We start from the raw sequence: 25,921 nt of genomic DNA, 5'->3' as shown, positions 1-25,921 counted from the left end.
CGTCTGTCGGCAGGGCGGTCGTTCCCCTCGGACCCTCCTCCTCACCGGCGGCCCACGCAATGGGGAATATCCCGGTTCGTCCCGTTGTCCGATATACGGGTTGGCCGTAAGTGGCCCTGCAGGTCGGCCTACCATGGAAGAAACCCCGCAGGCCGGGGCCGCAAGAGCAAGAACAGGTGGCGGAACCACAGATGAGCAGCAAGTCCGTCCAGCAGCTCGATCGGGTCGTGATCAGGTTCGCTGGAGACTCGGGCGACGGGATGCAGCTGACAGGTGACCGCTTCACCTCCGAGACGGCTGCGCTCGGGAACGACCTGTCGACCCTGCCCAACTTCCCCGCAGAGATCCGGGCTCCTCAGGGCACCCTGCCCGGAGTGTCGAGCTTCCAGCTCCACTTCGCCGACCACGACGTCCTGACGCCAGGGGACGCCCCGGACGTCCTCGTGGCGATGAATCCCGCCGCCTTGAAGGCGAATCTGCGCGACCTTCCCCGCGGCGCGACGATCATCGCCAACACTGACGAGTTCTCCAAGCGCAACCTCGCGAAGGTCGGCTACACCGAGAACCCCCTCGAGGACGGCACCCTCGACTCCTGGCACGTGCACTCCGTCGCGCTCACCTCGATCACCGTGGAGGCCCTCGCGAAGTTCGACTCCCTGTCCCGCAAGGACAAGGAGCGCGCAAAGAACATGTTCGCGCTCGGGCTGCTCTCGTGGATGTACCACCGACCCACGACCGGGACGGAGGCGTTCCTCGCCACGAAGTTCGGTGCCCGCCCGGACATCCTCGCCGCCAACCTGGCGGCCCTCAAGGCCGGCCTCAACTACGGCGAGACGACCGAGGACTTCGCGGTCTCGTACGAGATCGCACCGGCGACGATGCCCGCCGGCACCTACCGGAACATCACCGGCAACGTGGCGCTGGCCTTCGGCCTCGTGACAGCCGCCCACCGCGCAGGGATCCCGCTGGTGCTGGGGTCCTACCCGATCACGCCGGCGTCCGACATCCTGCACACGCTGTCGGGCCTCAAGCGGTACGGCGTCACGACCCTGCAGGCGGAGGACGAGATCGCCGGCATCGGCGCGGCGCTCGGAGCGAGCTTCGGCGGCGCCATCGGGGTGACGACCACCTCGGGTCCCGGAGTCGCGCTGAAGTCCGAGACCATCGGCCTCGCCGTCTCCCTCGAGCTGCCGCTCATCATCGTCGACGTGCAGCGCGGTGGTCCCTCGACCGGGCTGCCGACCAAGACGGAGCAGTCAGACCTGCTGCAGGCGATGTTCGGCCGCAACGGCGAGTCGCCCGTGCCGATCGTCGCGCCACAGTCGCCCGCCGACTGCTTCGACGCAGGCCTGGAAGCGCTGCGCATCGCCACGACGTACCGGACGCCCGTCTTCCTGCTGAGCGACGGGTACCTTGCGAACGGCTCGGAGCCGTGGGCCATCCCCAGCGTGGCAGACCTTCCCGACCTGACCGTCGAGTTCGCCACCGAGCCGAACGCCACCGACGACAAGGGCGGCGCCGTCTTCCATCCGTACCTGCGGGACGAGGCGACGCTCGCGCGCCCGTGGGCGGTCCCCGGAACGGCGGGCCTGGAGCACCGCATCGGCGGCATCGAGAAGGCCAACATCACCGGCAACATCTCGTACGACCCGGACAACCACGACCTCATGACGAGGCTGCGCGCCGCCAAGGTGGAGCGCATCGCGGACACGATCGGGCCCTTGGAGGTGGACGACCCCAGCGGCGAGGCGTCGGTGCTCGTGCTCGGGTGGGGATCGACCTACGGCCCCATCGCGGCCGCGGTGCGCAGCGTCCGCAACAGCGGCGGCACGGTGGCGCGGGCGCACCTGCGGCACCTCAACCCCTTCCCCGCGAACACCGGTGACGTGCTGCGGCGGTACGACCGCGTGCTGGTTCCGGAGATGAACATGGGCCAGCTCGCGTTGCTGCTGCGCGCGCGCTACCTCGTGGACGTCCACTCCTTCACGCAGGTCCGTGGCCTGCCGTTCACCACGGTCGAGCTGGCCGACGCCATCATGTCGCTGGCGCGGGGGGCCGACGACGACTCCATCAGTCCGGTTGCCACCCATCGAGGCCTCGCATGACCACACTGACTCACTCTGGTTCTCAGGAGCTCCGCGCATGACCATGCCAAACCGGCCCTGCTCGTCCTCCTTGCGGGCCTCGTTCCTTCGTCTCTCGGGTCCTCAGGAGCTCCTCGCATGACCACCGATCTCGGTATGCCGTCCACCGGACTCCCCCGGGGCACCGCGGGCGTCCCCCGGCTTCCGGACGACGCTGCCCGTCAGACCAAGCGCGAGTTCACCTCGGACCAGGAGGTGCGCTGGTGCCCCGGTTGCGGCGACTACGCCATCCTGGCCGCGGTCCAGGGTTTCCTGCCCGAGCTGGGCCTCAGGCGCGAGAACATCGTCTTCGTCTCCGGCATCGGCTGCTCCTCGCGCTTCCCGTACTACCTCGACACCTACGGGATGCACTCGATCCACGGTCGTGCCCCGGCCATCGCGACCGGGCTGGCCACCAGCCGCCCGGACCTGTCCGTGTGGGTGGTTACCGGCGACGGCGACGCGCTGTCCATCGGCGGCAACCACCTGATCCACGCCCTGCGCCGCAACGTCAACCTGAAGATCCTCCTGTTCAACAACCAGATCTACGGGCTGACCAAGGGTCAGTACTCGCCCACCTCAGAGCTGGGCAAGGTCACCAAGTCCACGCCGATGGGCTCGGTCGACCACCCGTTCAACCCCGTGTCCCTCGCCCTGGGCGCCGAGGCCTCGTTCGTGGCTCGCACCATGGACTCCGACCGCAAGCACCTCACCGAGATCCTGCGGGCGGCGGCCGAGCACCGGGGTACCGCGCTCGTCGAGATCTACCAGAACTGCCCGATCTTCAACGACGGCGCGTTCGACGTGATCAAGGACCGCACGGAGCAGGAGGCGCGAATCGTCCACCTCGCCGACGGTCACCCCGTGCAGGTCGGACCCGAGGCCGCCCGGCAGGTGCTCGTCCGTGCGGCGGGCGGCTCGCTGGAGTTCGTGCCGGAGGCAGAGGCGCAGGGACGTGAGGTGGTCGTGCACGACGCCGCCGCGCACGACCCGACGCAGGCGTTCGCCCTCTCACGCCTGGACTCGCCACAGATGACGCACGTGCCCATGGGGATCTTCCGCAACGTGGACCGGCCTACGTACGACGACCTGGTCCGGGCACAGGTGGAGGCAGCGATCGACACGGCTGGTGGCCGCGCGGGGGACGCCGACCTCGACGCGCTGATCCGCGGGCGTGACACCTGGACCGTCGCGTGACCCTTCGACGGCGGCTCGCGTGACGCTCTCGCCCCACGACCTGCACGACCGCTGAGGTGGACGACGGCGAACAGCGGCACGGCGCCGCGTACGGCTTGGTCGCGTACGGCATCTGGGGTGCCTTCCCGCTGTACTTCGCGGCCCTGCGTCCCGCGGGGGCGTGGGAGATCCTCAGCCATCGGATCCTGTGGACAGCGGTGCTGTGCACGCTGGTCCTCGTCGTACGAAAGGATCTGCGCTGGGCGCGGCAGCTCTGGCAGCGGCCTCGGCTCGGCCTCGGCGTCACCGCTGCCGCGCTGCTCATCGCGGCCAACTGGGTGGTCTACGTCGCCGCCGTTCTGGGCGGCCATACGACCGAGGCGGCCCTGGGTTACTTCCTCAACCCCATCGTCACCGTTGCCCTCGGCGTGCTCGTCCTAGGTGAGCGGCTGCGCCCCCTGCAGTGGCTCGCTGTGGCGATCGGCGCGCTCGCCGCTGTGTACCTCAGCGTCGCCGCGGGAGCTGTCCCGCTCATCGCTGTGTCGCTGGCCTGCAGCTTCGGGGGCTACGGGCTGGTCAAGAAGAAGATCGGGGTAACCCTTGCGGCCCTGCACTCGCTGGCCGCGGAGACGCTGGTGCTCACACCCGTCGCCGTCGTCCTCCTGAGCGTCCTGACGCTACGCGGCACGACGACCTTCACCGGGGACGGCGGGTGGCACACGGCCCTGCTCCTGCTTGCGGGCATCTTCACCGCGGCTCCCCTGCTGCTCTTCGCGGCGGCTGCCCGGCGGGTGCCGCTCGTGACGGTCGGTCTCCTGCAGTTCGTCACTCCCGTCCTGCAGCTCCTGTGCGGGGTGCTGCTCCTGCACGAGCACCTGTCGGCCCAGCGGTGGGTCGGGTTCGCCATCGTGTGGGTCGCGCTCGCCGTCCTCAGCGTGGACTCCCTGCGCAGCTACACCAGGCGCGCGCCCCGCGAGCTCCACGACCCGCGGCAGTCACCCGAACCTGCCCAGGCCCCCGACCGGCTGGCGACCTGACCTACCGGCCCGCCCCTTGGCGGGCGACCCGCAGGTCGCGCCCTCGCGCCTCGCCGCCTCACCCCCAGCCCGCCGACTTTGTCTGCGAAAACCCGCGTCCCGGCCCCGTAGAGACGTGCCGGCACGGCACGCCGCAGACAACGTCGCGCCACGCCCCCAAGACGAACGTCGCCCGCGGCCGAGGACGACGTCGCGCGGCGGCCCACGGCGACGTCGCGTGACGGCGACGGAGGTTGAGGTGCGGCGGCGGGATCAGCCGACGCGGGTGACCACACTGGTGGCCAGCGCCTGGAGCGCGTCCTTCGCCTCGCTGTCGGGGAGCGCGTCCAGCGCGTCCCGCGCCTGCTGGGCGACCGCGTGCGTACGCCGGCGCGCCTGCTCCATCGCCGGATGCCGCCGCAGGAGATCCAGCGCCTCCGACAGGAGCGCGTCCTGGCGCAGGTCCCCCTCGAGCAGGAGGGTCCGCAGCCGGGAGTCGGCGGCATCCTGGGAGGCCAGTACGTAGAGCACCGGAAGGGTCCGCTTGCCCTCTCGCAGGTCCGTCCCCGGCTGCTTCCCCGTGTCCTCGAGCTCGGAGGAGATGTCGATGAGGTCGTCGGCCAGCTGGAACGCCATGCCGAGCCGCTCGCCATATTCTCGCAACGTCTCCACGACCTCGGGGCTGCACCCCGCGAACATCGCCCCGTAGCGGGCGGCGGTGGCGATGAGCACCCCCGTCTTGTCCGCCAGCACGCCGAGGTAGTAGTCCACCGGGTCGTCCCCGGGACCGGCCGGCCTCGCGTCGCGGATCTGCCCGGCGCACAGCCGGACGAACGTCTGCGCCTGGATCTTCACGGCGGCCGCTCCCAGGTCGGCGATGATGGAGGAGGCCGTGCCGAAGAGCATGTCGCCGACGAGGATGGCCGTCGAGTTCCCGTACTTGGCGTTGGCGCTGGGAGCCCCCCGCCGCACGTCGGCCTCGTCCATCACGTCGTCATGGCACAGCGACGCCACGTGGGTGAGCTCCACGCCCGCCGCCGCGGCCACGACGTCGGGGTTGATGCCGGTCCCCAGCTCCGCGGCGAGCAGCGTCAGCAGCGGCCGGAACCGCTTGCCTCCCGCCTCGATGAGGTGGGTGTTCGCCTCGGCGAGGAACGGGTCCTCGTGGTCGATCTCCCGGCGGAGCAGGGCGTCGACCTGCTCCAGCCCTTCCTGCAGCCGTGCGGTGAGCTGGTCGGAGACGGTCGGAAGCGCCAGGACTGGTGGCGTCGGCGTCATCTCACCATGAACTGCGACGAGCGCTGCGCCAGGTCGAGGACCTGTGACGGCAGGACGCCCAGCACGACCGTCACGAGCGTGCCGATGGTGATGGCGAGGGTGGTGAAGGGGGACGCCACCTCGGCCACGACCGCCTCGCCCACCGGTGGCTCGGTGAAGTACATGAGCACGATCAGGCGGACGTAGACGAAGGCCGTGATGACGCTGCAGATCACGCCGATGATGACCAGGGCCACCCCGGACCTGCCGCCGGTCGCCACCGCGGGCGCGAAGGCCGCGTACTTCGCCGCGAAGCCCGAGGTGAGCGGTATGCCGGCGAAGGCGAGCAGGAGGAAGGCGAAGACCCCCGCCACCACCGGATGACGGCGGCCCAGGCCCGCCCACTGGGACAGGTGTGAGGCCTCCGAGCCGCTCTGGCGCACCATGGACACCACTGCGAACGCCGCGATCGTCATGAAGCCGTAGGCGACGAGGTAGAACAGCGTGCCGGCCACCCCTGTCCGGTCGAACGCGAGCACGGCGACCAGGATGAACCCCGCATGGGCGATGGAGGAGTACGCCAGCAGGCGCTTGACGTCCGTCTGCGTCACGGACAGCACCGCTCCGACGACCATCGTGAGAGCCGCCACCGCGATGACGCCTCCGCGCCAGTCCCAGCGGCTGGCCTGCACCCCCACGTAGACCAGCCGCAGGATCGCCCCGAACGCGGCGACCTTGGTGCAGGCGGCCATGAAGCCCGTGACGGGCGTGGGAGCGCCCTGGTAGACGTCGGGCGTCCACGAGTGGAACGGGACGGCGCCCACCTTGAACAGCAGCCCGACGAGGACGAACACCACTCCCGGCAGCAGCAGGCCCTCGAGGGAGCCGGAGGCCGAAGTGACGGCCTTGGCGATGTCCGCGAGGTAGACCGAGCCCGCGTACCCGTACAGGAGGGCGGCGCCGAAGAGGAAGAAGGCCGAGCTGAAGGCACCGAGCAGGAAGTACTTCAGCGACGCCTCCTGCGAGAGCAGGCGGCGGCGACGGGCGAGCCCGCAGAGGAGGTAGAGGGGCAGCGAGAGGACCTCGAGCGCGATGAACATCGTGAGGAGGTCGCCTGCCGCGGGGAACAGCAGCATGCCGACCACGGCGAAGAGCGTCAGCGGGAACACCTCGCTCGTCCCCAGGCCGGCCCGCAGTGCGGCCGCCTCGTGCGCCGAGCCGGGGATGGCCGCACCCATGGGGGTGAACGCGTCCGCGCCCTGCCCGCCGAACTTCTCGGCCATGGTGAGCACGCCGAGGATGGACATCGCGAGAATCGCGCCCTGCAGGAACAGCGACGGTCCGTCGATCATGACGGCCTGGGCGAGCGTGCCGCCACGGTGCGTCTCCTTGGCGGACACCAGCACGAGGACGGCCAGGGCCGCGACGAGGGTGACGAGAGAGAGCCCGACCTGGATCGAGTGCCGCAGCCGCCGGGGCGCGAACGCCTCGACGAGGACGCCGACGAGTGCACCGCCGATGACGACGAGGATGGGCGCGATGGCCCCGTAGTCCACGTCTGCAGCCTTGAAGGCAGCCGCCGGTACGAGGGACGGGGACAGGACCGTCAGGGCGGGCATCACTTCGTGCTCCCGTCAGCAGCGGAGGTGGGCGCGGGGTCGCTGACGCCCACGTACTGCAACGTCTTGGACACGGCCGGGTTGAGGAGGTCCAGCGCGGGCTTCGGGTAGAACCCGAGCACCAGGAAGGCCGCGACGAGGGGTGCCACGACGAGCTTCTCGCGCAGCGTGATGTCGAGCACCGGCGCGTCGAGCTCGGGCCGCGGGCCGGTCATCATCCGCTTGTACATCAGCAGGATGTACAGCGCCGCCAGGACGATGCCGACGGTCGCCACGATGGCGGGCAGCTTGTACCGCTGGAAGGTCCCGACCAGCACCAGGAACTCGGAGACGAACGAGCTCAGTCCCGGCAGGGCCAGGCCGGACAGGCCCGCGAGGAGGAACACTCCCGCCAGGCCTGGCGTGACGCGCTGCCATCCGCCGAAGTCCGGGATCCTCTTGCTCCCGCGGCGAGCCACCAGCATCGCGCCGATGAGGAAGAGGGCGGCTGTGGAGAACCCGTGGTTGAGCATGTACAGCGTGGAGCCGGCCCCACCGGTCGTGGTGAGGGCGAAGATACCCAGGACGATGAAGCCGAAGTGGCTCACCGAGGTGTAGGCGATCAGCCGCATGAGGTCGGTCTGGCCGATCGCGAGGAGCGCGCCGTACAGGATCGAGATGACGGCGAGCAGCAGCACGACCGGCGTGGCCCACTTGCTGGCCTCAGGGAAGAGCTGGAGGCAGAACCGGATCATCCCGAAGGTGCCGACCTTGTCGAGCACGCCGACCAGCAGGACGGCCGTCGCGGGCCGGGCCTCGGTGGCCGCGTCGGGGAGCCAGGTGTGCACGGGCCACATCGGGGCCTTCACGGCGAAGGCGAAGAAGAACGCCACGAACATGAGCCGCTCGGCCGTCGTCCCTAGGTGCAGCCCGGTGAGCTTGGAGACGAGGAAGCCGTCGGCGCCACCAGGGCCGTAGTGGTAGAGGGCGATGACCCCCACGAGCATCACCAGGCCACCGGCCAGGGAGAAGAGGAGGAACTTCACCGCCGCGTACTGCCGGCGGGGGCCGCCGAAGGAGCCGATCAGGAAGTAGACCGGGATGAGCATCGCCTCGAAGAAGACGTAGAAGAGGAAGACGTCCGTGGCGGCGAACACGCCCACCATGAAGGTCTCCAGGGCCAGCATGAGCGCGAAGTAGTTCTTCTCGCGCGACCCGCCCTCGGGGACGTCATGCCACGCGGCGAGGATGCAGACCGGGGTCAGTACCAGCGCCATGAGGATCATGACGAGGGCGATCCCGTCCACCCCCAGTGCATAGGACACGCCGAACTGCGGGATCCACTGGTGCCGTTCCGTGAGCTGGAACTGGGACTTCGAGCCGCTGTCGAACTGGAGGGCGGCGGCGATGCCGAGCACCAGCGTCACCAGCGAGAAGCCGAGTGCCACATGGCGTGCCCGGTCCGTGAGCCCGGTGGGCAGGAGCGCCACGACGGCGGCACCGACGAGCGGGACGAGCCCGACCACGGTCAGCCAGGGGAGGTTGGTCATCACTGGATCACCCACAGAGCACCGAAGATCAGGACGACACCGGCGAGCATCGTCAGGGCATACGAGCGTGCGAAGCCGTTCTGGAGCCGGCGCAGCCTGCTGGAGGTGCCCCCGACCATGGCCGCGAGCCCTCCCACCGCGCCGTCGACGCCGCGGTTGTCGGCGAAGACCAGCGCACGGGTGAGGTGGACACCGGGCCGCATGAAGACCCCCTCGTTCACGTCGTCCTGGTAGAGGTCACGGCGCGCTGCGCGGGTGAGCATCGACCCCACCGGCTGCACCTGCGGCACCGCGTCACGCCAGTACCGCAGCCAGGCCATCGCGACGCCCGCGGCGATGAGCAGAAGCGTCAGCACGGTGATGGCCGGCACCGAGAGCACGGCGCGCTCGTTCTCGTCGTGAGCGCCGACCACCGGCTCCAGCCAGGTGGTGAACATCCCACCGAGGGACAGGACGAGGCCGAGCAGGCCGGACCCCACCGCCAGCACCATCATGGGGACCGTCATCGTCAGTGGAGACTCGTGCGGGTGCACGTCGTCGCTCCAGCGGCGCTTGCCGTGGAAGGTCATGAAGAACAGGCGCGACATGTAGAAGGCGGTGATGCCGGCACCCAGCATCGCGGCGCCACCGAACACCCAGGGTCGCCAGCCCTCGCCGACGAAGGCCGCCTCGATGATCTTGTCCTTGGACCAGAAGCCGGAGAACGGGGGTACCCCGAGGATGGCCAGCCAGCCGAGCCCGAACGTCGCCCAGGTGATCTTCATGGCTCCGGACAGCCCGCCGAAGCGCCGCATGTCGACCTGGTCGTTCATGCCGTGCATGACGGAGCCGGCGCCGAGGAACATGCCAGCCTTGAAGAACCCGTGGGTCAGGAGGTGGAAGATGGCGAAGGCGTAGCCGACCGGGCCGAGGCCGGCCGCCAGCATCATGTAGCCGATCTGCGACATCGTGGAGGCGGCGAGCGCCTTCTTGATGTCGTCCTTGGCGCAGCCGACGATCGCCCCGAACAGCAGCGTGACGGCGCCCACGATGACGACCGCCAGCTGAGCGCTGGGCGCGTGGTCGAAGATGAAGCTGCTGCGCACGACGAGGTAGACACCGGCGGTCACCATGGTCGCCGCGTGGATCAGGGCCGAGACCGGGGTCGGGCCTGCCATGGCGTCGCCGAGCCAGCTCTGCAGCGGGAACTGCGCCGACTTGCCGCACGCACCGAGCAGGAGCATCAGACCGATGGCGGTCAGCACCCCCTCGTGCGCGTGGCCCGCCGCCTGCGACACGCCTGCGAAGTCGACGCGGCCGAAGGACACGAACATGATCATGATGGCGATCGACAGCCCGAAGTCACCGACCCGGTTGACGACGAACGCCTTGTTCGCCGCTGTCGCATACGCCGGGTTCCAGTTCCAGAACCCGATCAGCAGGTATGACGCCAGGCCCACCCCCTCCCACCCGACGTACAGCAGCAGGTACGAGTCGGCCAGCACCAGCAGGAGCATGGAGGCCACGAAGAGGTTCAGGTAGGCGAAGAAGCGCCGCTTGTCCGGGTCGTGCTCCATGTACCCCAAGGAGTAGACGTGGATCAGCGAGCCGACGAACGTCACCAGCAGCACGAACGTCACGGACAGCTGGTCGACCAGCATGCCGGCGTCCACCTTGAAGGACCCTGCCGGTACCCAGCTGAACAGGTGCAGGGACGCGGCGCGGCTGTCGTGGCCGCGACCCAGCATCGCAAGCCAGACGAGGAAGCCGACGACGAAGGCCGCCCAGGACAGGCCGGTAGCCAGTAGCGGCCCCCACTTGTCCGTGGCGCGGCCACCGAAGAGCAGCACGGCGGCGCCCAGGAGTGGCAGGGCCACCAGCAGCCAGGCGTATGCCGTGATGCCGGTGGCCGCGGCGGCGGCGCCTTCGGCGGTGGCGAGAGTTGCGAGGGAGTGCACCTTCTGGACCCTTCTACAGCTTCAGGAGGTTGGCATCGTCGACCGAGGCCGAACGGCGGGCACGGAAGATGGCGATGATGATCGCGAGTCCGACCACCACCTCCGCGGCGGCGACGACCATGACGAACAGGGCGATCACCTGGCCGTCGAGGTTGCCGCGCATCCGCGCGAAGGTGACGAACATCAGGTTCGTCGCGTTGAGCATCAGCTCGACACCCATGAACACGACGATGGCGTTGCGTCGCATCAACACCGTCGACCCGCCGATGGCGAAGAGCAGCGTGGCGAGGTAGATGTAGTTGACGAGGTTCATCGCTGAAGTCCCTCAGTGATCTCCTGCTCGACGTCGCGCTCGGGCTCGAGGTGGCGTACCGGAGTGGCGATCTGGTCACGGGCGGTCAGCACCCGGGACACCGAGAGCGGGCTGGGCGTGCCGTCGGGTAGCAGCGCAGGGGTGTCGACCGCGTTGCTGCGGGCGTAGACGCCGGGGGCCGGGAGCCCTGCGACGTTGACGTTGTCGCGGACCCGCCGCTCGGCCCAGAGGCGCTGGCTCGGCTTGGCGCCGAGCCGCTCGCGGTGGGCGAGCACCATCGCGCCGAGAGCCGCGGTGATCAGCAGCGCCGAGGTCACCTCGAAGGCCCAGACGTACTTGCCGAAGATCAGCTCGGCGACGCCGGACACGTTTCCGGTGCTCCTGTTCACGCCGGCCAGGCCCCTCATCGGGCCGAACTGCACGCGGCCGATGGCAGAGAACAGCAGTGCGGCAAGGCCGAACCCGAGCAGGAGCGAGGCCCAGCGTTGTCCCTTGAGCGTCTCCACCAGAGAGTCGGAGGAGTCGACGCCGACGAGCATCAGCACGAAGAGGAACAGCATCATCACTGCGCCGGTGTAGACGAAGATCTGGATGATGCCCAGGAAGTCCGCCTCCTGCGCGAGGTAGAAGATCCCGAGGTTGATCATCACCAGAGCCATCGCGATGGCGGCGTGGACGGCCTTCTTCGCGAACAGCAGGCCGAGCGCCGCGAGCACGCTGATGGGTGCGAGGACCCAGAACAGGATCTGTTCTCCAAGTCCGGTCATGCGAGGACCTCCTCAGGACACGGGCGAGCCACGAGCGGGTCCCGCAAGGACGACCAGCCTGGCCGCATCTGGACAGTCATCGGCGTACCGGCTCTGCGGTGTCGCGAGTCGCCTGGCGAGGCGAGTCGAGCGTGTCGACGCCCTCCACCGGGTCACCGCCGGGCGTGCCGCCGTCCTGCCCCTGGGTCTCGTGGGGGGCCTTCACCCATGCCTCCTGCTCCGGTGTCGCCCTGGCGACCTTGCCCTGGTAGTAGTCGCGCTCCTCGAGCCCGTCCACCATCGGGTGCGGCGGCGGCAGCATGCCCTCCTGGAGGGGGCCGAGCAGCTGCTCCTTGGTGAAGATGAGGTCGGCGCGGTTGTCGTCGGCCAGCTCGTAGAAGTTCGTCATGGTCAGGGCACGCGTGGGGCACGCCTCGATGCACAGCCCGCAGAAGATGCACCGCAGGTAGTTGATCTGGTAGACGCGGCCATAGCGCTCGCCCGGTGAGAACCGGCCGTTGCCGCCCTCGGTGTCGTCGTTGGCCGCTCCCTCGACGAGGATGGCGTCCGCCGGACACGCCCACGCGCACAGCTCGCAGCCCACGCACTTCTCGAGCCCGTCGGGGTGCCGGTTGAGCTGGTGGCGACCGTGGTACCGGGGCTGCGTGGGCCGCTTCTGCTCGGGGTACTCCTCGGTCTCGAGCTTGCGGAACATGGTGGCGAAGGTGACGCCGAACCCGCCGACGGGCGCGAAGAGGTCGGCGAAGAACCCGCCCTTCTTCTGCTCCTGGGCTCCTCGGTCAGCCACGGGTGGCCTCCTTCTCGGCTGCGCGTTCGCTGGTGCGGTCGGTCGTCTCGTCGGCCGGACGGCCGTCGGTCGTTCCGTCGTTCGTGCGCTCGGCGCGCTGGTCGCCGTCCGCGCGTGCGCCGCGGTCGGCGAGGGCGAGGCTCGGCTCGCGCAGCCGCTGACCGGGCAGCGGCGGCACAGGGTACCCGCCCGCGAAGGGGTCGACCTCGTCCGGGGGCGGCGCCGTCCGGCTGGCCTCGCGCTCCATCCGCTTGTTGTCGAAGAGCCACACCGCCAGCAGTGCCGCCAACGACACCAGCACGACGAAGACGAGGCTGAACACCGGGAACCGCCGGTTCCCGATGGTCAGGGCCGCGTCACCGAAGAACCCCAGCTGGCTGCCCCGGATGAAAGCCACCACGACGACCCAGGCGAGGGTCACGGGGATGAGGAACTTCCAGCCGAACCTCATGAACTGGTCGTAGCGCACGCGGGGAAGGGAGCCGCGCAGCCAGACGAAGAAGAACATGAAGAGCCACAGCTTGATGACGAACCAGAGCAGTCCCCACCAGCCGTGGTTGAACATGCCGTGGTTGACCGCCGCGATGCCGGGAGGAGCCTGCCAGCCACCGAGGAACATCGTCGTGGCGAGGGCCGAGACGGTGAACATGTTGACGTACTCGCCCAGGAAGAACATCGCGAACTTGAGCGAGGAGTACTCCGTGTGGAACCCCCCGGTCAGCTCGCCCTCCCCCTCCGCCAGGTCGAAGGGCAGCCGGTTCGTCTCCCCCACCATGGTGATGACGTAGACGAAGAAGCTGAAGAACGCCGGGATGATGTACCAGAGGTCCCGCTGGGAGGCGACGATCTGCGAGGTCGACATCGAGCCGCTGTAGAGGAACACGGCGACGAGCGAGAGCCCCATGGCGATCTCGTAGGAGATCACCTGGGCGGTCGAGCGCAGGCCACCCAGCAGCGGGTAGGTCGAGCCGGACGACCACCCGGCGAGGACGATGCCGTAGACGCCGACACCGGCGACGGCCAGGACCAGCAGCACGGCGACGGGGATGTCGGTGAGCTGCAAGGGGGTCCGGTGACCGAACATCGACACCGTCGGCCCCATCGGGATGATCGCGAAGGAGACGAACGCCATGGCCCCCGCGATGGCCGGAGCCAGGGTGAAGACCACCTTGTCGGCGGCCTTGGGTGTCAGGTCCTCCTTGAGGGCGAGCTTGACGCCGTCGGCGAGGGTCTGGAGCAGCCCGAAGGGACCGGTGCGGTTGGGCCCCGGTCGCTGCTGCATCCGCCCGATGACGCGCCGCTCGAACCAGATGACGACCAGCGTGTTCACGAGCAGGAACACGAACACGAGCAGGGCCTTGACCAGGTGCAGCCACCACGGGGTGTCACTGAAGTCAGCGACCGGGTTCTCGGAGAACGGCGCGCTCGACACCAGCCCTGTGGGCAGGTGCGGCAGCGTGCTCACGGCCTGCGCGGCATACGTCACGGTGCTCACTGTCGGACCTCGCTGTTCGACGCGACGGGGTGCTGTCCGGTGCGGGCTTCCCACCTGGCGAGGGTGACCACCGAGCCGCCGGGGAGTCGCAGGGCGCTTCCGGGAGAGTTCGCCGGGAGCCAGACGACGTGGTCGACCATGTTCGGGGTCACCTCGACGGGAAGCACGGTCCGGCCGAGGTCAGTCGTCACCTCGACAGCGTCGCCATCGGTCACGCCGACGGCGTCCGCGGTCGCAGCCGACACCCGGGCCACGGACCGAGGAGCCGTGCCCGCGAGGAACGGCTCGCCGTCCTGAAGGGAGCCACGGTCCAGCAGGTGGTGCCACGAGGCGAGAACCACTCGTCCTTCGCCGGCGGTGGGCACCTCACCGGTGGGCACCGTCGGCGCGGCGGGCCTCGGTCCGGTCCAGGCGCCGAGGGACGTCATCTCGGCGCGCACCTCGCGCAGGGTCCTGGCGCCGAGGAACTCGCCCATCTCGGAGGCGAGCATGTCGAGCACGCGGTAGTCCGAGAGGGCCGCGGACTCGAGGGCCAGCTCGAAGTTGCGGGAGCGCCCCTCCCAGTCGACGAAGGTGCCGGCCTTCTCCGCGTGGGCGGCGACCGGCAGCACGACGTCGGCCACTGCGGTCACCGACGACGGACGCAGCTCCAGGGAGACGACGAAGGTCTTCGCCAACGCCTCCTCTGCGTGCGGGTCGCCGAGGTCACCCGCGTCGACGCCTCCGACGAGCAGAGCACCGACCTCTCCGGTGGTGGCGGCAGCGAGGATGGCCGCAGCATCCCGTCCGGGAACGTCGGGGAGGCCCACGACGTCCCAGGCGTCGGCGACCTGCTGCCGTGCCGTCGGGTCAGCGACCGGCCGGCCGCCGGGGAGCAGGGTGGGCAGCGCGCCGGCTTCGAGGGCACCGCGCTCGCCGGCGCGGCGTGGAACCCACGCCAGCCGCGCCCCGTGGGACGCGGCGAGCTCCGCCGCGGCCGAGAATGCGCCCGGCACGGAGGCCAGCCGCTCGCCCAGCAGGATGACGGCGCCTTCGGTCTCGAGTGCCTGCGCCGCCTGCGCGGCCGCGCCATCCCCCGTGACGCCGTCGGCCAGCGCCCGGAGCACCTCGGCCTCGGTCCCGGGAGCAGCCGCCACGAGGGTGCCGCCCAGCTTGGCGAGGCCGCGCGTGGGGTATGGCGCGACGGCGTACACCGTCGTCTTGTTCTTCCGGAACGCCTTGCGCAGGCGCAGGAAGATGATCGGGCTCTCCTCCTCCGGCTCGAGGCCGACGAGGATGACGGTCTTCGCGGTCTCGAGGTCCGTGTACGTGACAGAACCGCCTTCAGGACCGGTGGCCACGACCGTGGAGGCGAGGAAGTCCGCCTCCTCCGCCGAGTGCGGCCTCGCCCTGAAGTCGACATCGTTCGTGGCGACGACCGTGCGCGCGAACTTGCTGTAGGCGTAGGCGTCCTCCACGGACACGCGCCCGCCCACGAGGACCCCGACGCCCTTGGCGGCCCGCAGCCCTGCTGCGGCGGCCTCCAGCGCCTCCGGCCACGAGGCGACCTGCAGCTCACCGTTGTCGTCGCGGACCAGCGGGAACTCCAGCCGGTCGCCGGCCATGGCGTACTGGAAGGCCCAGCGGCCCTTGTCGCAGTTCCACTCCTCGTTCACCGCAGGGTCGTTGATGGCCATCCGGCGCAGGACCACGCCGCGACGGTGGTCGGTCCGGATGGCGCACCCTGACGCGCAGTGCTCGCAGACGCTCTTCGTGGACACCAGGTCGAAGGGCCGGGACCGGAAGCGGTAGGCCGCACCGGTGAGCGCGCCTACCGGGCAGATCTGGACGGTGTTCCCGGAGAAGTACGACTGGAAGGGCTTCTCCTCGTAGATCCCCACCTGCTGCAGGGCGCCGCGCTCGACGAGGGCGATGAACGGGTCGCCGGCGATCTGGTCCGAGAACCGCGTGCACCGGGCGCAGAGGACACAGCGCTCGCGGTCGAGAAGGACCTGGGACGAGATGTTGATCGGCTTGGGGTAGGTGCGCTTGACGTCCTCGAACCGGGAGACCGTACGACCGTTGCTCATCGCCTGGTTCTGCAGCGGGCACTCTCCACCCTTGTCGCAGACGGGACAGTCGAGCGGGTGGTTGATGAGCAGGAGCTCCATGACCCCCTGCTGGGCCTTGTCGGCCACCGGCGAGGTGAGCTGCGTCTTCACCTGCATCCCCTCGGACACGGTGATGGTGCACGAGGCCTGCGGCTTCGGCATGGGACGCATCGAGCCGTCCGGTCCGGGCGTGGCCACCTCCACGAGGCACTGGCGGCAGGCACCGACCGGCTCGAGCAGCGGGTGGTCGCAGAACCTGGGCACCTCGATGCCGATCTGCTCGGCCGCGCGGATCACCAGGGTGTTCTTGGGCACGACCACGTCGATGCCGTCGACCGTGAGGTTCACCAGCTGGACTGCGGGAGGCGGCGTCGCGTCCCCGCCGGTGCTGACGGAGTTGCCGCCGGCGCTGGGGCTCGTCGTCGTGCTGGAGGAGACTGTCATGCGGATACCGGGTCCTTGGCGAAAAGGGTCGAGGCGCTGCGGTCGAACGGGCAGCCGCCCTGGGTCAGGTGGTCCAGGAACTCCTGCCGGAAGTACTGGATGCTGCTCGTGATGGGGCTCGTCGCACCGTCACCCAGCGCGCAGAAGCTCCGGCCCAGGATGTTGTCGCAGATGTCCAGGAGCTTGTCGAGGTCCTCCTCGTCACCCTGCCCGTGCTCGAGCCGGCCGAGGATCTGCTTGAGCCACCAGGTGCCTTCGCGGCACGGCGTGCACTTGCCGCAGGACTCGTGCTTGTAGAACTCCGTCCACCGGTCGACCGCCCGCACCACGCACGTCGTGTCGTCGAAGATCTGCAGGGCGCGGGTGCCCAGCATCGAGCCGGCCGCGGCGACGGACTCGAAGTCGAGGGGCACGTCGAGGTGCTCCTCGGTGAACAGCGGTGTCGAGGAGCCGCCGGGGGTCCAGAACTTCAGCTTGCGGTTGGGGTCCCGCATGCCACCGGCCATGTCCAGGAGCTCGCGCAGCGTGATGCCCAGCGGGGCCTCGTACTGGCCCGGGCGCTTGACATGGCCGGAGAGGCTGAAGATGCCGAAGCCGCGGGACTTCTCGGTGCCCATGTCGGCGAACCACTCGTGGCCGTGCAGCAGGATCGGCGGCACGGAGGCGATCGACTCGACGTTGTTGACCACCGTCGGCCTGGCGTACAGACCGGCGACAGCGGGGAACGGCGGCTTGAGCCGGGGCTGCCCACGGCGGCCCTCGAGGCTGTCCAGCAGCGCCGTCTCCTCCCCGCAGATGTAGGCACCGGCACCGGCATGGACCGTGATGTCGAGGTCGAAGCCCGAGCCCTGGATGTCCTTGCCCAGGTAGCCCGCGGCATACGCCTCCTCCACCGCGCGCAGCAGGCGCCGGTAGACGTGCACGACCTCGCCGCGCAGGTAGATGAAGGCGTGGTTGCAGCCGATGGCGAAGGACGTGATGACCACGCCCTCGATGAGGAACTGCGGCGCCGCCATCATCAGCGGGATGTCCTTGCAGGTGCCCGGCTCCGACTCGTCGGCGTTCACCACGAGGTAGCGCGGACCACCGTCCGGAGGTGGCAGGAAGCCCCACTTCATGCCGGTCGGGAAGCCGGCGCCGCCGCGCCCCCGCAGACCGGAGTCCTTGGTCAGCTGCACGAGGTCGGCGGGCTGCATGGCAAGCGCCTTCTTCAGCGCCTGGTAGCCCTCGTTGTCCTCGTAGGTGGCCAGGGTCCAGGACTGCGGGTCGTCCCAGAACTTGGTGAGGATCGGGGTGAGGGTCGTCGCCATCTGCGTCACTTCCCCTTCTCGTCGGCAGCGGGCTGTGCACCCGGCTTCTCGTCGGCGTCGTTCGCGTGCGAGTCGGTGGAGCTGCTGCGTCCGGCGGCGAGACCGGTGCCCGACGCCCCCGCAGCGCCGGACGGACCCGGCGCACCGGACGCATCGGCGGAGGCCTGCGTCGTGGTCGAGTCCTGCTGAGAGGTATGCCGGTTCCCGTCGCCGTCGGGGGCGGTCCAGTCGTTCTCCCGCGCCAGGCGCAGGCCCTCGACCGACGCCGGGCCGGCGCCGACGCCCTCGTCGGCGAGGCCGTCGTGGAACCCGGCCAGCACGCGGGAGACCTGCTTGAAGGTACAGACTCGGTTGGGACCGCGGCTCGGCTTCACGGCCTTGCCGGCCCGCAGGTCGTCGACGAGCCGCTTGGTCGACTCCGGGGTCTGGTTGTCGAAGAACTCCCAGTTCGCCATGACGACCGGCGCGAAGTCGCAGGCCGCGTTGCACTCGACCCGCTCGAGGGTGATCCTGCCGTCGGCGGTCGTCTCGTCGTGGCCGATGCCGAGGTACTCGGACACCTCGTCCCAGATCTGGTCCCCACCCATGATCGCGCACAGGGTGTTGGTGCAGACCCCGACCGTGTACTCGCCGTTGGGATGGCGCTTGTACTGCGTGTAGAAGGTCGCCACACCGGAGACTTCCGCCGTGGTGAGGTCGAGGACCTCGGCGCAGAAGTCGATGCCGCGGCCGGTGACGTAGCCGTCCACGCTCTGTACGAGATGCAGCAGCGGCAGCAGCGCCGAGCGGGCCTGCGGGTAGCGGGCGACCACCTGCACCGCGTCGGCGTGCAGCTGGGCCAGCACCTCCGGCGCGTACGGCTCCTTGGACTCCGGCGCAACGGTGAGGTGCCCGGCCGCGCTCTGCAGTCCGTAGTGCTCCATCAGCGACCGTCCTCTCGTGCGGCGACGGGCGCTGCCGCCCTGCTGGACGGCCATGCTGTCCTGGCAGCCGGCCATACTGTCCTGCCGGCGGCGTGCTCGCCGCGGCGCTCCGGACGTCTGGCGGTCATCGGTCCACGCCTCCCATCACGGGGTCGATCGAGGCCACCGCGACGATGACGTCGGCGATCTGGCTGCCTTCGCACATTGCGGCAGCGGACTGCAGGTTGTTGAACGAGGGGTCCCGGAAGTGTGCGCGGTAGGGCCGCGTGCCTCCGTCGGAGACGGCGTGGCAGCCCAGCTCGCCCTTGGGGCTCTCGACCGCGACATACACCTGGCCCGGCGGCACCCGGAAGCCCTCGGTGACCAGCTTGAAGTGGTGGATGAGCGACTCCATGGACGTGCCCATGATCTCCCGGATGTGGTCCAGGCTGTTCCCCATCCCGTCGCCGCCGATGGCGAGCTGGGCGGGCCAGGCGATCTTCCGGTCGGCGACCATGACGCGGCCGGGAGTCGACTGGAGCCGGTCGATGCACTGCTCCGCGATCTTGAGCGACTCGTACATCTCGTCGATGCGGATCCGCAGGCGGGCGTAGGCGTCGGCCTCGGTGCGGGTGATGACGTCGAAGTCGTACGTCTCGTAGCCGCAGTAGGGGTCGAGCTTGCGCAGGTCGTGCGGCAGGCCGGTGGACCGCAGGATCGGACCGGTGATCCCCAGCGCCATGCAGCCCGCGAGGTCGAGATACCCGACGTCGGTGGTGCGGCCCTTGAGGATCGGGTTCTCGTTGAGGAGCAGCTCGAGCTCGCCGAGCCCCCTGCGCACGGACGGGATCGCGTCGCGCACCTTGTCGATGGCGCCGGGGGGCAGGTCCTGCGCGACACCACCAGGCCGGACGAAGCCGTGGTTCATCCGGAGCCCCGTGATCATCTCGAAGACGGCGAGGATGCGCTCACGTTCGCGGAAGCCGACCGTCATGACGGTGGTGGCGCCCATCTCCATGCCACCGGTGGCCAGGGCGACGAGGTGCGAGGCGATCCGGTTGAGCTCCATGAGCAGGACCCGGATGACGCTTGCTCGCTCCGGGACCTGCTCGGTGATGCCGAGCAGCTTCTCCACCGACAGGGAGTAGACGGTCTCCTGGAAGAACGGGGTCAGGTAGTCCATCCGGGTGCAGAAGGTGACGCCCTGGGTCCAGGTGCGGTACTCCATGTTCTTCTCGATGCCCGTGTGCAGGTAGCCGATCCCCGCGCGGGTCTCGGTCACCGTCTCGCCGTCGAGCTCGAGGATGAGCCGCAGGACCCCATGCGTCGAGGGGTGCTGGGGCCCCATGTTGACGACGATGCGCTCCTCGTGGAGGGCGGCCGCCTCGTCCACGAGCTGGTCCCAGTCGCCGCCCGTCGCGTTGAAGATGTGCGCCCCCTCGGAGGCGGCCGTGTCGGCGCCGGAAGTGGCGTAGATGTCGCTGTCGTGAGTGGTGCTCATCAGATGTAAGACCTCCGCTGGTCCGGCGGCGGGACGGTGGCCCCCTTGTACTCGACGGGGATGCCGCCGAGGGGGTAGTCCTTGCGCTGGGGGTGGCCCGGCCAGTCGTCGGGCATGAGGATGCGGGTCAGGGACGGGTGGCCGTCGAACTGGATCCCGAACATGTCCCACGTCTCCCGCTCGTGCCAGTCGGTCGCCGGGTACGTCCTGACGATCGACGGGATGTGCGGGTCGGCGTCCGGCGCGGTGACCTCGACCCGGACCCGGCGCCCGCCGTGGGTGATCGACAGGAAGTGGTAGACCGCATGCAGCTCGCGGCCCTCCTGGTGCGGGTAGTGCACGCCGGAGACACCGGTGCAGAGCTCGAAGCGAAGGGCGGGATGGTCGCGCAGCGCGCGGGCGACGGACGGCAGGTGCTCCCGGCGTACGAACAGAGTGAGCTCGCCACGGTCGACGACCACCCGTTCGACGGCTTCAGCGTACGACGCCGTGCCGCCGACCAGGGCGCGCTCGAGCTGGTCGGCGACGTCGTCGAAGTAGCTCCCGTACGGGCGCACCGAAGCCGCCGGGAACAGGATCTTGCGGACCACGCCGCCATAGCCCGACGTGTCCCCGCTGTCGGCCGCGCCGAACATGCCGCGACGCTCGTCGATGACCACGGGGTCCGGACCCGTGCCGGGGGCTGCGGGCAGCCGCTCCTCGTCCGCCGGCTCGGCGTCGTAGCCGCCCTCGGCCGCCGTGCCCGTCCCGCGGTCCAGGACCGTTCCGGGCTGGGTGGTGGCCGTCGGAGCGGCCGCTACGGCGGCCGGCGTACTCGCGCCGTCGCCGTGGTCGGCGGCTGCGTTCGACGCCTTGGCGCCCACGACGTCGCTGTTGGCCGTGGCCTGCGTCGGGTCCACCGCCGGGGAGTCCTTCGCGTCGCTCACGCGACACCTCCCCGGACGCCGTGGTCGTGGCCGGCGGCATGGTCGTGGGTGTGTGCCAGGCGGTCGCCGTGCCGGGGTAGCTGGGTATGCGTGTGGCCGAGCTCCTGGCCCGGTCCACCCGCGACGGGCGCCGGACCCGCACCCTGAGCGAGCAGTCCGGTCATCTGGTGGGTGGGGGTGGCGGCCAGGGCGGCAGCCTCGGCGGCCCGGGCGGCCGCGACGCGGTTGACGCCCAGCTTGCTGTTCTGGATCTGCTCGTGCAGCGTCAGAATGGCGTTGAGCAGCATCTCCGGACGCGGCGGGCACCCGGGAAGGTAGACGTCCACGGGGACGATGTGGTCCACCCCCTGCACGATGGCGTAGTTGTTGAACATGCCGCCGGAGCTCGCGCAGACGCCCATCGCGATGACCCACTTGGGCTCGGGCATCTGGTCGTAGACCTGACGCACGACCGGTGCCATCTTCTGGCTCACCCGGCCCGCGACGATCATCAGGTCCGCCTGACGGGGCGTGGCGGAGAACCGCTCCATCCCGAACCGGGCGATGTCGTAGTCGGGCGTCCCGACGGCCATCATCTCGATGGCGCAGCAGGCCAGACCGAAGGTGGCCGGCCAGACCGAGCTCTTGCGCATGTAGCCGGCCACCTGCTCCACCGTGGAGAGCAGGAAACCGGCGGGCAGCTTCTCTTCGATTCCCATGTCGTCCTCGTCAGTCCCAGTCGAGTCCACCGCGGCGCCACACGTAGGCGTAGGCCACGAAAACGGTCAGGATGAACAGCACCATCTCCACGAGCGCGAAGAGTCCCAGCTGGCTGAAGGCCACCGCGAACGGGTAGAGGAACACCGACTCGATGTCGAAGATGATGAAGAGCATCGCCGTGAGGTAGTACTTGATCGGCATCCGGCCACCGCCAGCAGCGTGCGGAGTCGGCTCGATACCGCACTCGTAGGCGTCGAGCTTCGCGCGGTTGTAGCGCTTGGGGCCGGAGACAGCCGCAGCACCCACCGAGAAGACGGCGAAACCGCCACCGATGGCCAGCAGGAAAAGCAACGGGACGTAAGGGTTGCTCATCGCCGTGCCACTCCCCTTCCGTTGTCGTCATCGAGGTCCGCGAGGTTGGCACCGTCCTGCATCAGGTGCGGCCCAATCCTAGGGGCGCCTTCGGAGAATGCATCCCTGCGGCTCATGCGTCCGGCGCCAGCTTCGACAGGGCGGTGATCAGGCGGTCGCTCGCGTCACCACCGTGCGGCTCGGCCAGGTTCGCCATGATCTTGAGCAGGAAGCGCATGAGCGTCGTACGCGGCAGTCCGTACTTGGTGGCGAGGCGCATGACCTCAGGGTTCCCGATCATCTTCGCGAAGTAGCGGCCGAGGGTGTAGTAGCCGCCGAGTGCGTCGGCCATCACCTTGGGGTAGGACTGCAGGACCCGCTCGCGCTGCGCGTCGGTGCCGCGAGCGAACGCCTGGGCCACGACCTCGGCCGCGAGCCGCCCGGACTCCATGGCGTACGCGATGCCCTCGCCGTTGAAGGGGTTGACCATACCGCCGGCGTCCCCGACGAGCAGCAGCCCCTTGTCGTAGTGCGGCTGCCGGTTGAAGCCCATCGGGAGCGCGGCGCCGCGGATCGGGCCCACCATGGTGTCGTCGTTGTACGTCCACTCGTCCGGCATGGTCGCGACCCAGCGTCGCATGACGTCCTTGTAGTCCGTCTTGCCGAACGCGCTGGAGGTGTTCAGGATGCCCAGACCCACGTTGGACGTGCCGTCGCCCACACCGAAGATCCAGCCGTAGCCGGGGAGCAGCACCTTCTTGCCGCTGTCGTCGGTCGACCACAGCTCGAGCCAGGACTCCAGGTAGTCGTCGTCGTGCCGCGGGCTCGTGTAGTAGGTGCGCACGGCCACGCCCATCGGGCGGTCCGCACGCTTCTCCCTCCCCATCGCCAGGGACAGCCGCGAGGAGTTCCCGTCGGCCGCCACGACCAGCGGCGCGGCATACCGGAGCTCCGGGCCGACCGAACGGCCCTTCTCGTCCACGGCCTTAGCCGTGACCCCCACGATCGACCCCGCGTAGTCCAGCACAGCGCCTGTGACGTTGGTGGCCTCCCGCAGTCGCGCCCCGTGCTTCACCGCATGCCGGGCGAGGATGTCGTCGAAGTCCTGGCGAGTCCGGACCAGCCCGTATGGCGGGAAGCTGGCCAGATCGGGCCAGGGCAGCGAGAGACGCATCCCGCCACCGATGATCCGCAGGCCGTGGTTGCGGATCCAGCCGTCCTCCTCGGGCGTGGGGATGCCGAGGCTGATCAGCTCCTTCACCGCGCGAGGGGTCAGGCCGTCCCCGCAGACCTTCTCCCGCGGGAAGGTCGTCTTCTCGAGCAGCAGCACGTCGAGCCCGGCCATGGCCAGGTAGGCCGCGGTGGCCGAGCCGGCTGGGCCGGCGCCGACGACGACGACATCGGCGGTCTCCGTCGCCGCCGACGAGAGGACCCCAGGTCCACCCTCGCTGATGGTCTCTGTCACGGCTGCCTCACTGCTTGTGAACCACTTCACTAACTCCGACAGGCGAGTCTATTCCCGAGGTCGCGCCCTGTCGTAACGAGGCCCCCACCCGGCCGCCCCATCGGCCCCGACCCGCCCGTCATGTGGCCAGGCACCCAGAGGGGTGGGTCACGGGGACTTCTGCGCTCGGTGCAGCGCCACGATCCCGCCGGTCAGGTTGCGCCACTCGACCTGCCGCCACCCGCCCTCCTGCAGCTTCAGCGCAAGCTCTCGTTGGGCCGGCCAGGCCTGGATCGACTCGGCGAGGTACACGTACGACTCCGGATTGCTGCTCACCCGTCGGGCGATGGGCGGCAGCGAGCGCATGAGGTACTCGGTGTACACCTTGCGGAACAGCGCGTTGACCGGCTGGCTGAACTCGCACACGACCAGCCGTCCCCCAGGCTTGGTAACACGCAGGAACTCGGCGAGCGCCCCGTCCACCGAGGAGACGTTGCGCAGCCCGAACGACATCGTCACCGCGTCGAAGCTCGCGTCGGCGAACGGAAGCCGCATCGCGTCCGCTGCGGTGAACCCCAGGTCGGGACGGCGCCGGTTCCCGACCCGCAGCATCCCCAGGGAGAAGTCCGCCGGCACCACGTGGACGCCGCCGTCCGCGAAAGGCTCGCTGCTGGTGCCCGTGCCGGCAGCGATGTCGAGCACGGTCTCCCCAGGTTGGGCGTCGAGGGCCTTGAGCACCGCACGCCGCCACAGGCGGTCCTGTCCCAGGGAGAGCACGTCGTTCGTGAGGTCGTACCTGCCCGCCACGTCGTCGAACATCGCCGCCACGTCGCGTGGGTCCTTGTCCAGGCTTGCTCGCGTCATGGGCGCCATCCTTCCACCCGGGTGCGTGGCCTCCCGCCGGTGGACGTCCGGGTCGGTCGTAGGCTGACCCGGACATGAGCACGCTGCCCGCGCCCTCGAGCGCTGCCCTGCCCCACGGCACCCCCGTCGTCGCGCGGACCGTGGCGCTGGCCGATCCTGGCCCGCTGCTCTCGCTGCTCCCGGCCCTCGACGACCCGACGTCGATCTCGAGCTGGGTGCGCCGAGGCGAGGGGCTGGTCGGGTGGGGGCGCGCGCTGGAGGTCACCACCGAGGGGCGGGACCGTTTCGCCGAAGCCCAGGCCTGGTGGCGGGAGGTGGTGCGCTCCGCGGTGGTGCGCGACGAGGTGCGCCTGCCGGGTACCGGCCCTGTCGCCTTCGGCTCCGTCTCGTATGCCGCGAGCTCCCCCTCCGGCGCCACGCTGGTGGTTCCGGAGGTGGTGGTGGGAGCCCGCGAGGGCCGGTGGTGGGTCACCACGACCGGGACGGAGGGAGTGCTCCCCTCGACTCTGGTGCCCCGCCGGTCGGACACGAGGGAGCCGCGGGGCGTGGCCTTCTCCGACGGTGCGCTTCCGCCCGTCGAGTGGGCGGCCGCGGTGCAGCGAGCAGTGGAGCGCATCACTTCCGGGGGACTGGACAAGGTGGTGCTCGCGCGTGACCTGCACGTCGACGCCGAGGCCCCGATCGACCCACGGTGGGTGCTCCAGCGGCTGGCGGAGCGGTACGACGCGACGTGGGTGTTCGCCGTCGACGGCCTGGTCGGCGCGACCCCCGAGATGCTCGTGCGGCTGGAGAAGGGCCTGGTCACCTCCCGCGTGCTCGCCGGCACCATCCGGCGTACCGGCGACGACGAGCACGACCTCGCGCTGGCCGGGTCGCTGGCGCGCTCGAGCAAGGACCTGGAGGAGCACGAGTACGCCGTCCGCTCGGTCGCGGACGCGCTTCGACCGCACTGCTCCTCCGTGAACGTGCCGGAGTCCCCGTTCGTGCTTCACCTGTCGAACGTCATGCATCTGGCCACCGACGTGGCGGGAGTCCTGGCCGACGACGCGACCTCGCTCGACCTCGCCGCGTCGCTGCATCCGTCGGCAGCAGTGTGCGGAACGCCGTCGGAGGCAGCGGACGGCCTCATCAGCGAGCTCGAGCACATGGACCGCGGCCGGTATGCCGGGCCTGTGGGCTGGATGGACGCCGCCGGCGACGGGGAGTGGGGAATCGCCTTGCGCTGCGGCGCCTTCGAGGCCGAGGACCCACGCCGGATGCGGCTGTTCGCAGGATGCGGGATCGTGGCGGGCTCCGATCCGGAGTCCGAGCTGGCGGAGTCCGACGCCAAGCTCGTGCCCATGCGGGACGCGCTGACGGCAGGATCCTGAC

At 69.9% G+C, this 25,921-nt stretch carries 20 protein-coding genes and 1 pseudogene; 4 read left to right on the top strand and 17 right to left on the bottom strand.

Annotation, left to right across the window (positions count from 1 at the left end; genetic code table 11):
* Positions 1-191 precede the first annotated feature (191 nt).
* From PHA84_RS06815 to rarD, 3 genes are all read left to right on the top strand, one after another.
* A complete protein-coding gene (locus PHA84_RS06815; protein WP_270887348.1) occupies positions 192-2,105 on the top strand; it encodes a 2-oxoacid:acceptor oxidoreductase subunit alpha in 1,914 nt (637 codons plus the stop codon).
* 117 nt (positions 2,106-2,222) lie between these two features.
* On the top strand, positions 2,223-3,320 hold the full coding sequence (locus PHA84_RS06810) for a 2-oxoacid:ferredoxin oxidoreductase subunit beta (RefSeq protein WP_270887347.1): 1,098 nt from the start codon (positions 2,223-2,225) through the stop codon (positions 3,318-3,320).
* Positions 3,321-3,376: 56 nt separating this feature from the next.
* Positions 3,377-4,336, top strand: a complete 960-nt coding sequence (gene rarD, locus PHA84_RS06805) for an EamA family transporter RarD (RefSeq protein ID WP_270887346.1) — start codon at positions 3,377-3,379, stop codon at positions 4,334-4,336.
* 252 nt (positions 4,337-4,588) lie between these two features.
* Here rarD and PHA84_RS06800 read toward each other — a convergent pair whose 3' ends face one another.
* From PHA84_RS06800 to PHA84_RS06720, 17 genes and pseudogenes are all read right to left on the bottom strand, one after another.
* Positions 4,589-5,593, bottom strand: coding sequence for a polyprenyl synthetase family protein (locus PHA84_RS06800; RefSeq protein ID WP_270887345.1), 1,005 nt, complete (start codon positions 5,591-5,593; stop codon positions 4,589-4,591).
* Entirely contained in the window at positions 5,590-7,191 is a 1,602-nt protein-coding gene (gene nuoN, locus PHA84_RS06795) for an NADH-quinone oxidoreductase subunit NuoN (RefSeq protein ID WP_270887344.1), read from the bottom strand. The genes PHA84_RS06800 and nuoN overlap by 4 nt, the downstream gene beginning before the upstream one ends.
* Positions 7,191-8,720 carry an NADH-quinone oxidoreductase subunit M gene (locus tag PHA84_RS06790; protein WP_270887343.1) on the bottom strand — a complete coding sequence of 510 codons (1,530 nt, stop codon included), beginning with the start codon at positions 8,718-8,720 and terminating at the stop codon, positions 7,191-7,193. The genes nuoN and PHA84_RS06790 overlap by 1 nt, the downstream gene beginning before the upstream one ends.
* Positions 8,720-10,657 (bottom strand): NADH-quinone oxidoreductase subunit L, encoded by a 1,938-nt coding sequence (gene nuoL / locus PHA84_RS06785; protein WP_270887342.1) that lies wholly within the window; start codon positions 10,655-10,657, stop codon positions 8,720-8,722. Before nuoL ends, PHA84_RS06790 begins: the two co-directional genes overlap by 1 nt.
* Positions 10,658-10,670: 13 nt before the next feature.
* Positions 10,671-10,970 carry an NADH-quinone oxidoreductase subunit NuoK gene (gene nuoK / locus PHA84_RS06780; protein WP_270887341.1) on the bottom strand — a complete coding sequence of 100 codons (300 nt, stop codon included), beginning with the start codon at positions 10,968-10,970 and terminating at the stop codon, positions 10,671-10,673.
* A complete protein-coding gene (locus PHA84_RS06775) occupies positions 10,967-11,737 on the bottom strand; it encodes an NADH-quinone oxidoreductase subunit J (protein WP_270887340.1) in 771 nt (256 codons plus the stop codon). Before PHA84_RS06775 ends, nuoK begins: the two co-directional genes overlap by 4 nt.
* A 76-nt stretch (positions 11,738-11,813) precedes the next feature.
* On the bottom strand, positions 11,814-12,524 hold the full coding sequence (nuoI, locus tag PHA84_RS06770) for an NADH-quinone oxidoreductase subunit NuoI (RefSeq protein ID WP_270887339.1): 711 nt from the start codon (positions 12,522-12,524) through the stop codon (positions 11,814-11,816).
* Complete coding sequence (gene nuoH / locus PHA84_RS06765) at positions 12,517-13,989, bottom strand: NADH-quinone oxidoreductase subunit NuoH (protein WP_442952851.1); 1,473 nt, start codon at positions 13,987-13,989, stop codon at positions 12,517-12,519. Before nuoH ends, nuoI begins: the two co-directional genes overlap by 8 nt.
* A gap of 26 nt (positions 13,990-14,015) precedes the next feature.
* Entirely contained in the window at positions 14,016-16,553 is a 2,538-nt protein-coding gene (locus PHA84_RS06760) for an NADH-quinone oxidoreductase subunit G (RefSeq protein WP_270887338.1), read from the bottom strand.
* Entirely contained in the window at positions 16,550-17,863 is a 1,314-nt protein-coding gene (gene nuoF, locus PHA84_RS06755) for an NADH-quinone oxidoreductase subunit NuoF (RefSeq protein ID WP_270887337.1), read from the bottom strand. The genes PHA84_RS06760 and nuoF overlap by 4 nt, the downstream gene beginning before the upstream one ends.
* A 5-nt stretch (positions 17,864-17,868) precedes the next feature.
* Entirely contained in the window at positions 17,869-18,786 is a 918-nt protein-coding gene (nuoE, locus tag PHA84_RS06750) for an NADH-quinone oxidoreductase subunit NuoE (RefSeq protein WP_270887336.1), read from the bottom strand.
* Between the two features lie 124 nt (positions 18,787-18,910).
* Entirely contained in the window at positions 18,911-20,266 is a 1,356-nt protein-coding gene (locus PHA84_RS06745) for an NADH-quinone oxidoreductase subunit D (protein WP_270887335.1), read from the bottom strand.
* A complete protein-coding gene (locus PHA84_RS06740; RefSeq protein WP_270887529.1) occupies positions 20,266-20,958 on the bottom strand; it encodes an NADH-quinone oxidoreductase subunit C in 693 nt (230 codons plus the stop codon). Before PHA84_RS06740 ends, PHA84_RS06745 begins: the two co-directional genes overlap by 1 nt.
* A gap of 380 nt (positions 20,959-21,338) precedes the next feature.
* Positions 21,339-21,890: pseudogene (locus tag PHA84_RS06735) on the bottom strand (NuoB/complex I 20 kDa subunit family protein); the annotation flags it as partial.
* Positions 21,891-21,900: 10 nt separating this feature from the next.
* Positions 21,901-22,263 carry an NADH-quinone oxidoreductase subunit A gene (locus PHA84_RS06730; RefSeq protein WP_270887334.1) on the bottom strand — a complete coding sequence of 121 codons (363 nt, stop codon included), beginning with the start codon at positions 22,261-22,263 and terminating at the stop codon, positions 21,901-21,903.
* Between the two features lie 112 nt (positions 22,264-22,375).
* On the bottom strand, positions 22,376-23,707 hold the full coding sequence (locus tag PHA84_RS06725) for a geranylgeranyl reductase family protein (protein ID WP_270887333.1): 1,332 nt from the start codon (positions 23,705-23,707) through the stop codon (positions 22,376-22,378).
* 147 nt (positions 23,708-23,854) lie between these two features.
* On the bottom strand, positions 23,855-24,550 hold the full coding sequence (locus tag PHA84_RS06720) for a demethylmenaquinone methyltransferase (protein ID WP_270887332.1): 696 nt from the start codon (positions 24,548-24,550) through the stop codon (positions 23,855-23,857).
* Positions 24,551-24,624: 74 nt separating this feature from the next.
* Here PHA84_RS06720 and PHA84_RS06715 point away from each other — a divergent pair, with 74 nt between their 5' ends.
* On the top strand, positions 24,625-25,920 hold the full coding sequence (locus PHA84_RS06715) for an isochorismate synthase (protein ID WP_270887331.1): 1,296 nt from the start codon (positions 24,625-24,627) through the stop codon (positions 25,918-25,920).
* Position 25,921 lies beyond the last annotated feature (1 nt).

It is taken from the genome of Pedococcus sp. 5OH_020 (assembly GCF_027812955.1).
Lineage (GTDB): Bacteria > Actinomycetota > Actinomycetes > Actinomycetales > Dermatophilaceae > Pedococcus.
This window is presented reverse-complemented; position numbering and strand designations above follow the sequence as displayed.

Coding starts and splice junctions, on each gene's coding strand:
- PHA84_RS06815 (WP_270887348.1), top strand. CDS start 192: ATGAGCAGCAAGTCCGTCCAGCAGCTCGATCGGGTCGTGATCAGGTTC.
- PHA84_RS06810 (WP_270887347.1), top strand. CDS start 2,223: ATGACCACCGATCTCGGTATGCCGTCCACCGGACTCCCCCGGGGCACC.
- PHA84_RS06800 (WP_270887345.1), bottom strand. CDS start 5,593: ATGACGCCGACGCCACCAGTCCTGGCGCTTCCGACCGTCTCCGACCAG.
- nuoN (WP_270887344.1), bottom strand. CDS start 7,191: ATGCCCGCCCTGACGGTCCTGTCCCCGTCCCTCGTACCGGCGGCTGCC.
- PHA84_RS06790 (WP_270887343.1), bottom strand. CDS start 8,720: ATGACCAACCTCCCCTGGCTGACCGTGGTCGGGCTCGTCCCGCTCGTC.
- nuoK (WP_270887341.1), bottom strand. CDS start 10,970: ATGAACCTCGTCAACTACATCTACCTCGCCACGCTGCTCTTCGCCATC.
- PHA84_RS06775 (WP_270887340.1), bottom strand. CDS start 11,737: ATGACCGGACTTGGAGAACAGATCCTGTTCTGGGTCCTCGCACCCATC.
- PHA84_RS06760 (WP_270887338.1), bottom strand. CDS start 16,553: ATGACAGTCTCCTCCAGCACGACGACGAGCCCCAGCGCCGGCGGCAAC.
- nuoF (WP_270887337.1), bottom strand. CDS start 17,863: ATGGCGACGACCCTCACCCCGATCCTCACCAAGTTCTGGGACGACCCG.
- nuoE (WP_270887336.1), bottom strand. CDS start 18,786: ATGGAGCACTACGGACTGCAGAGCGCGGCCGGGCACCTCACCGTTGCG.
- PHA84_RS06745 (WP_270887335.1), bottom strand. CDS start 20,266: ATGAGCACCACTCACGACAGCGACATCTACGCCACTTCCGGCGCCGAC.
- PHA84_RS06730 (WP_270887334.1), bottom strand. CDS start 22,263: ATGAGCAACCCTTACGTCCCGTTGCTTTTCCTGCTGGCCATCGGTGGC.
- PHA84_RS06720 (WP_270887332.1), bottom strand. CDS start 24,550: ATGACGCGAGCAAGCCTGGACAAGGACCCACGCGACGTGGCGGCGATG.
- PHA84_RS06715 (WP_270887331.1), top strand. CDS start 24,625: ATGAGCACGCTGCCCGCGCCCTCGAGCGCTGCCCTGCCCCACGGCACC.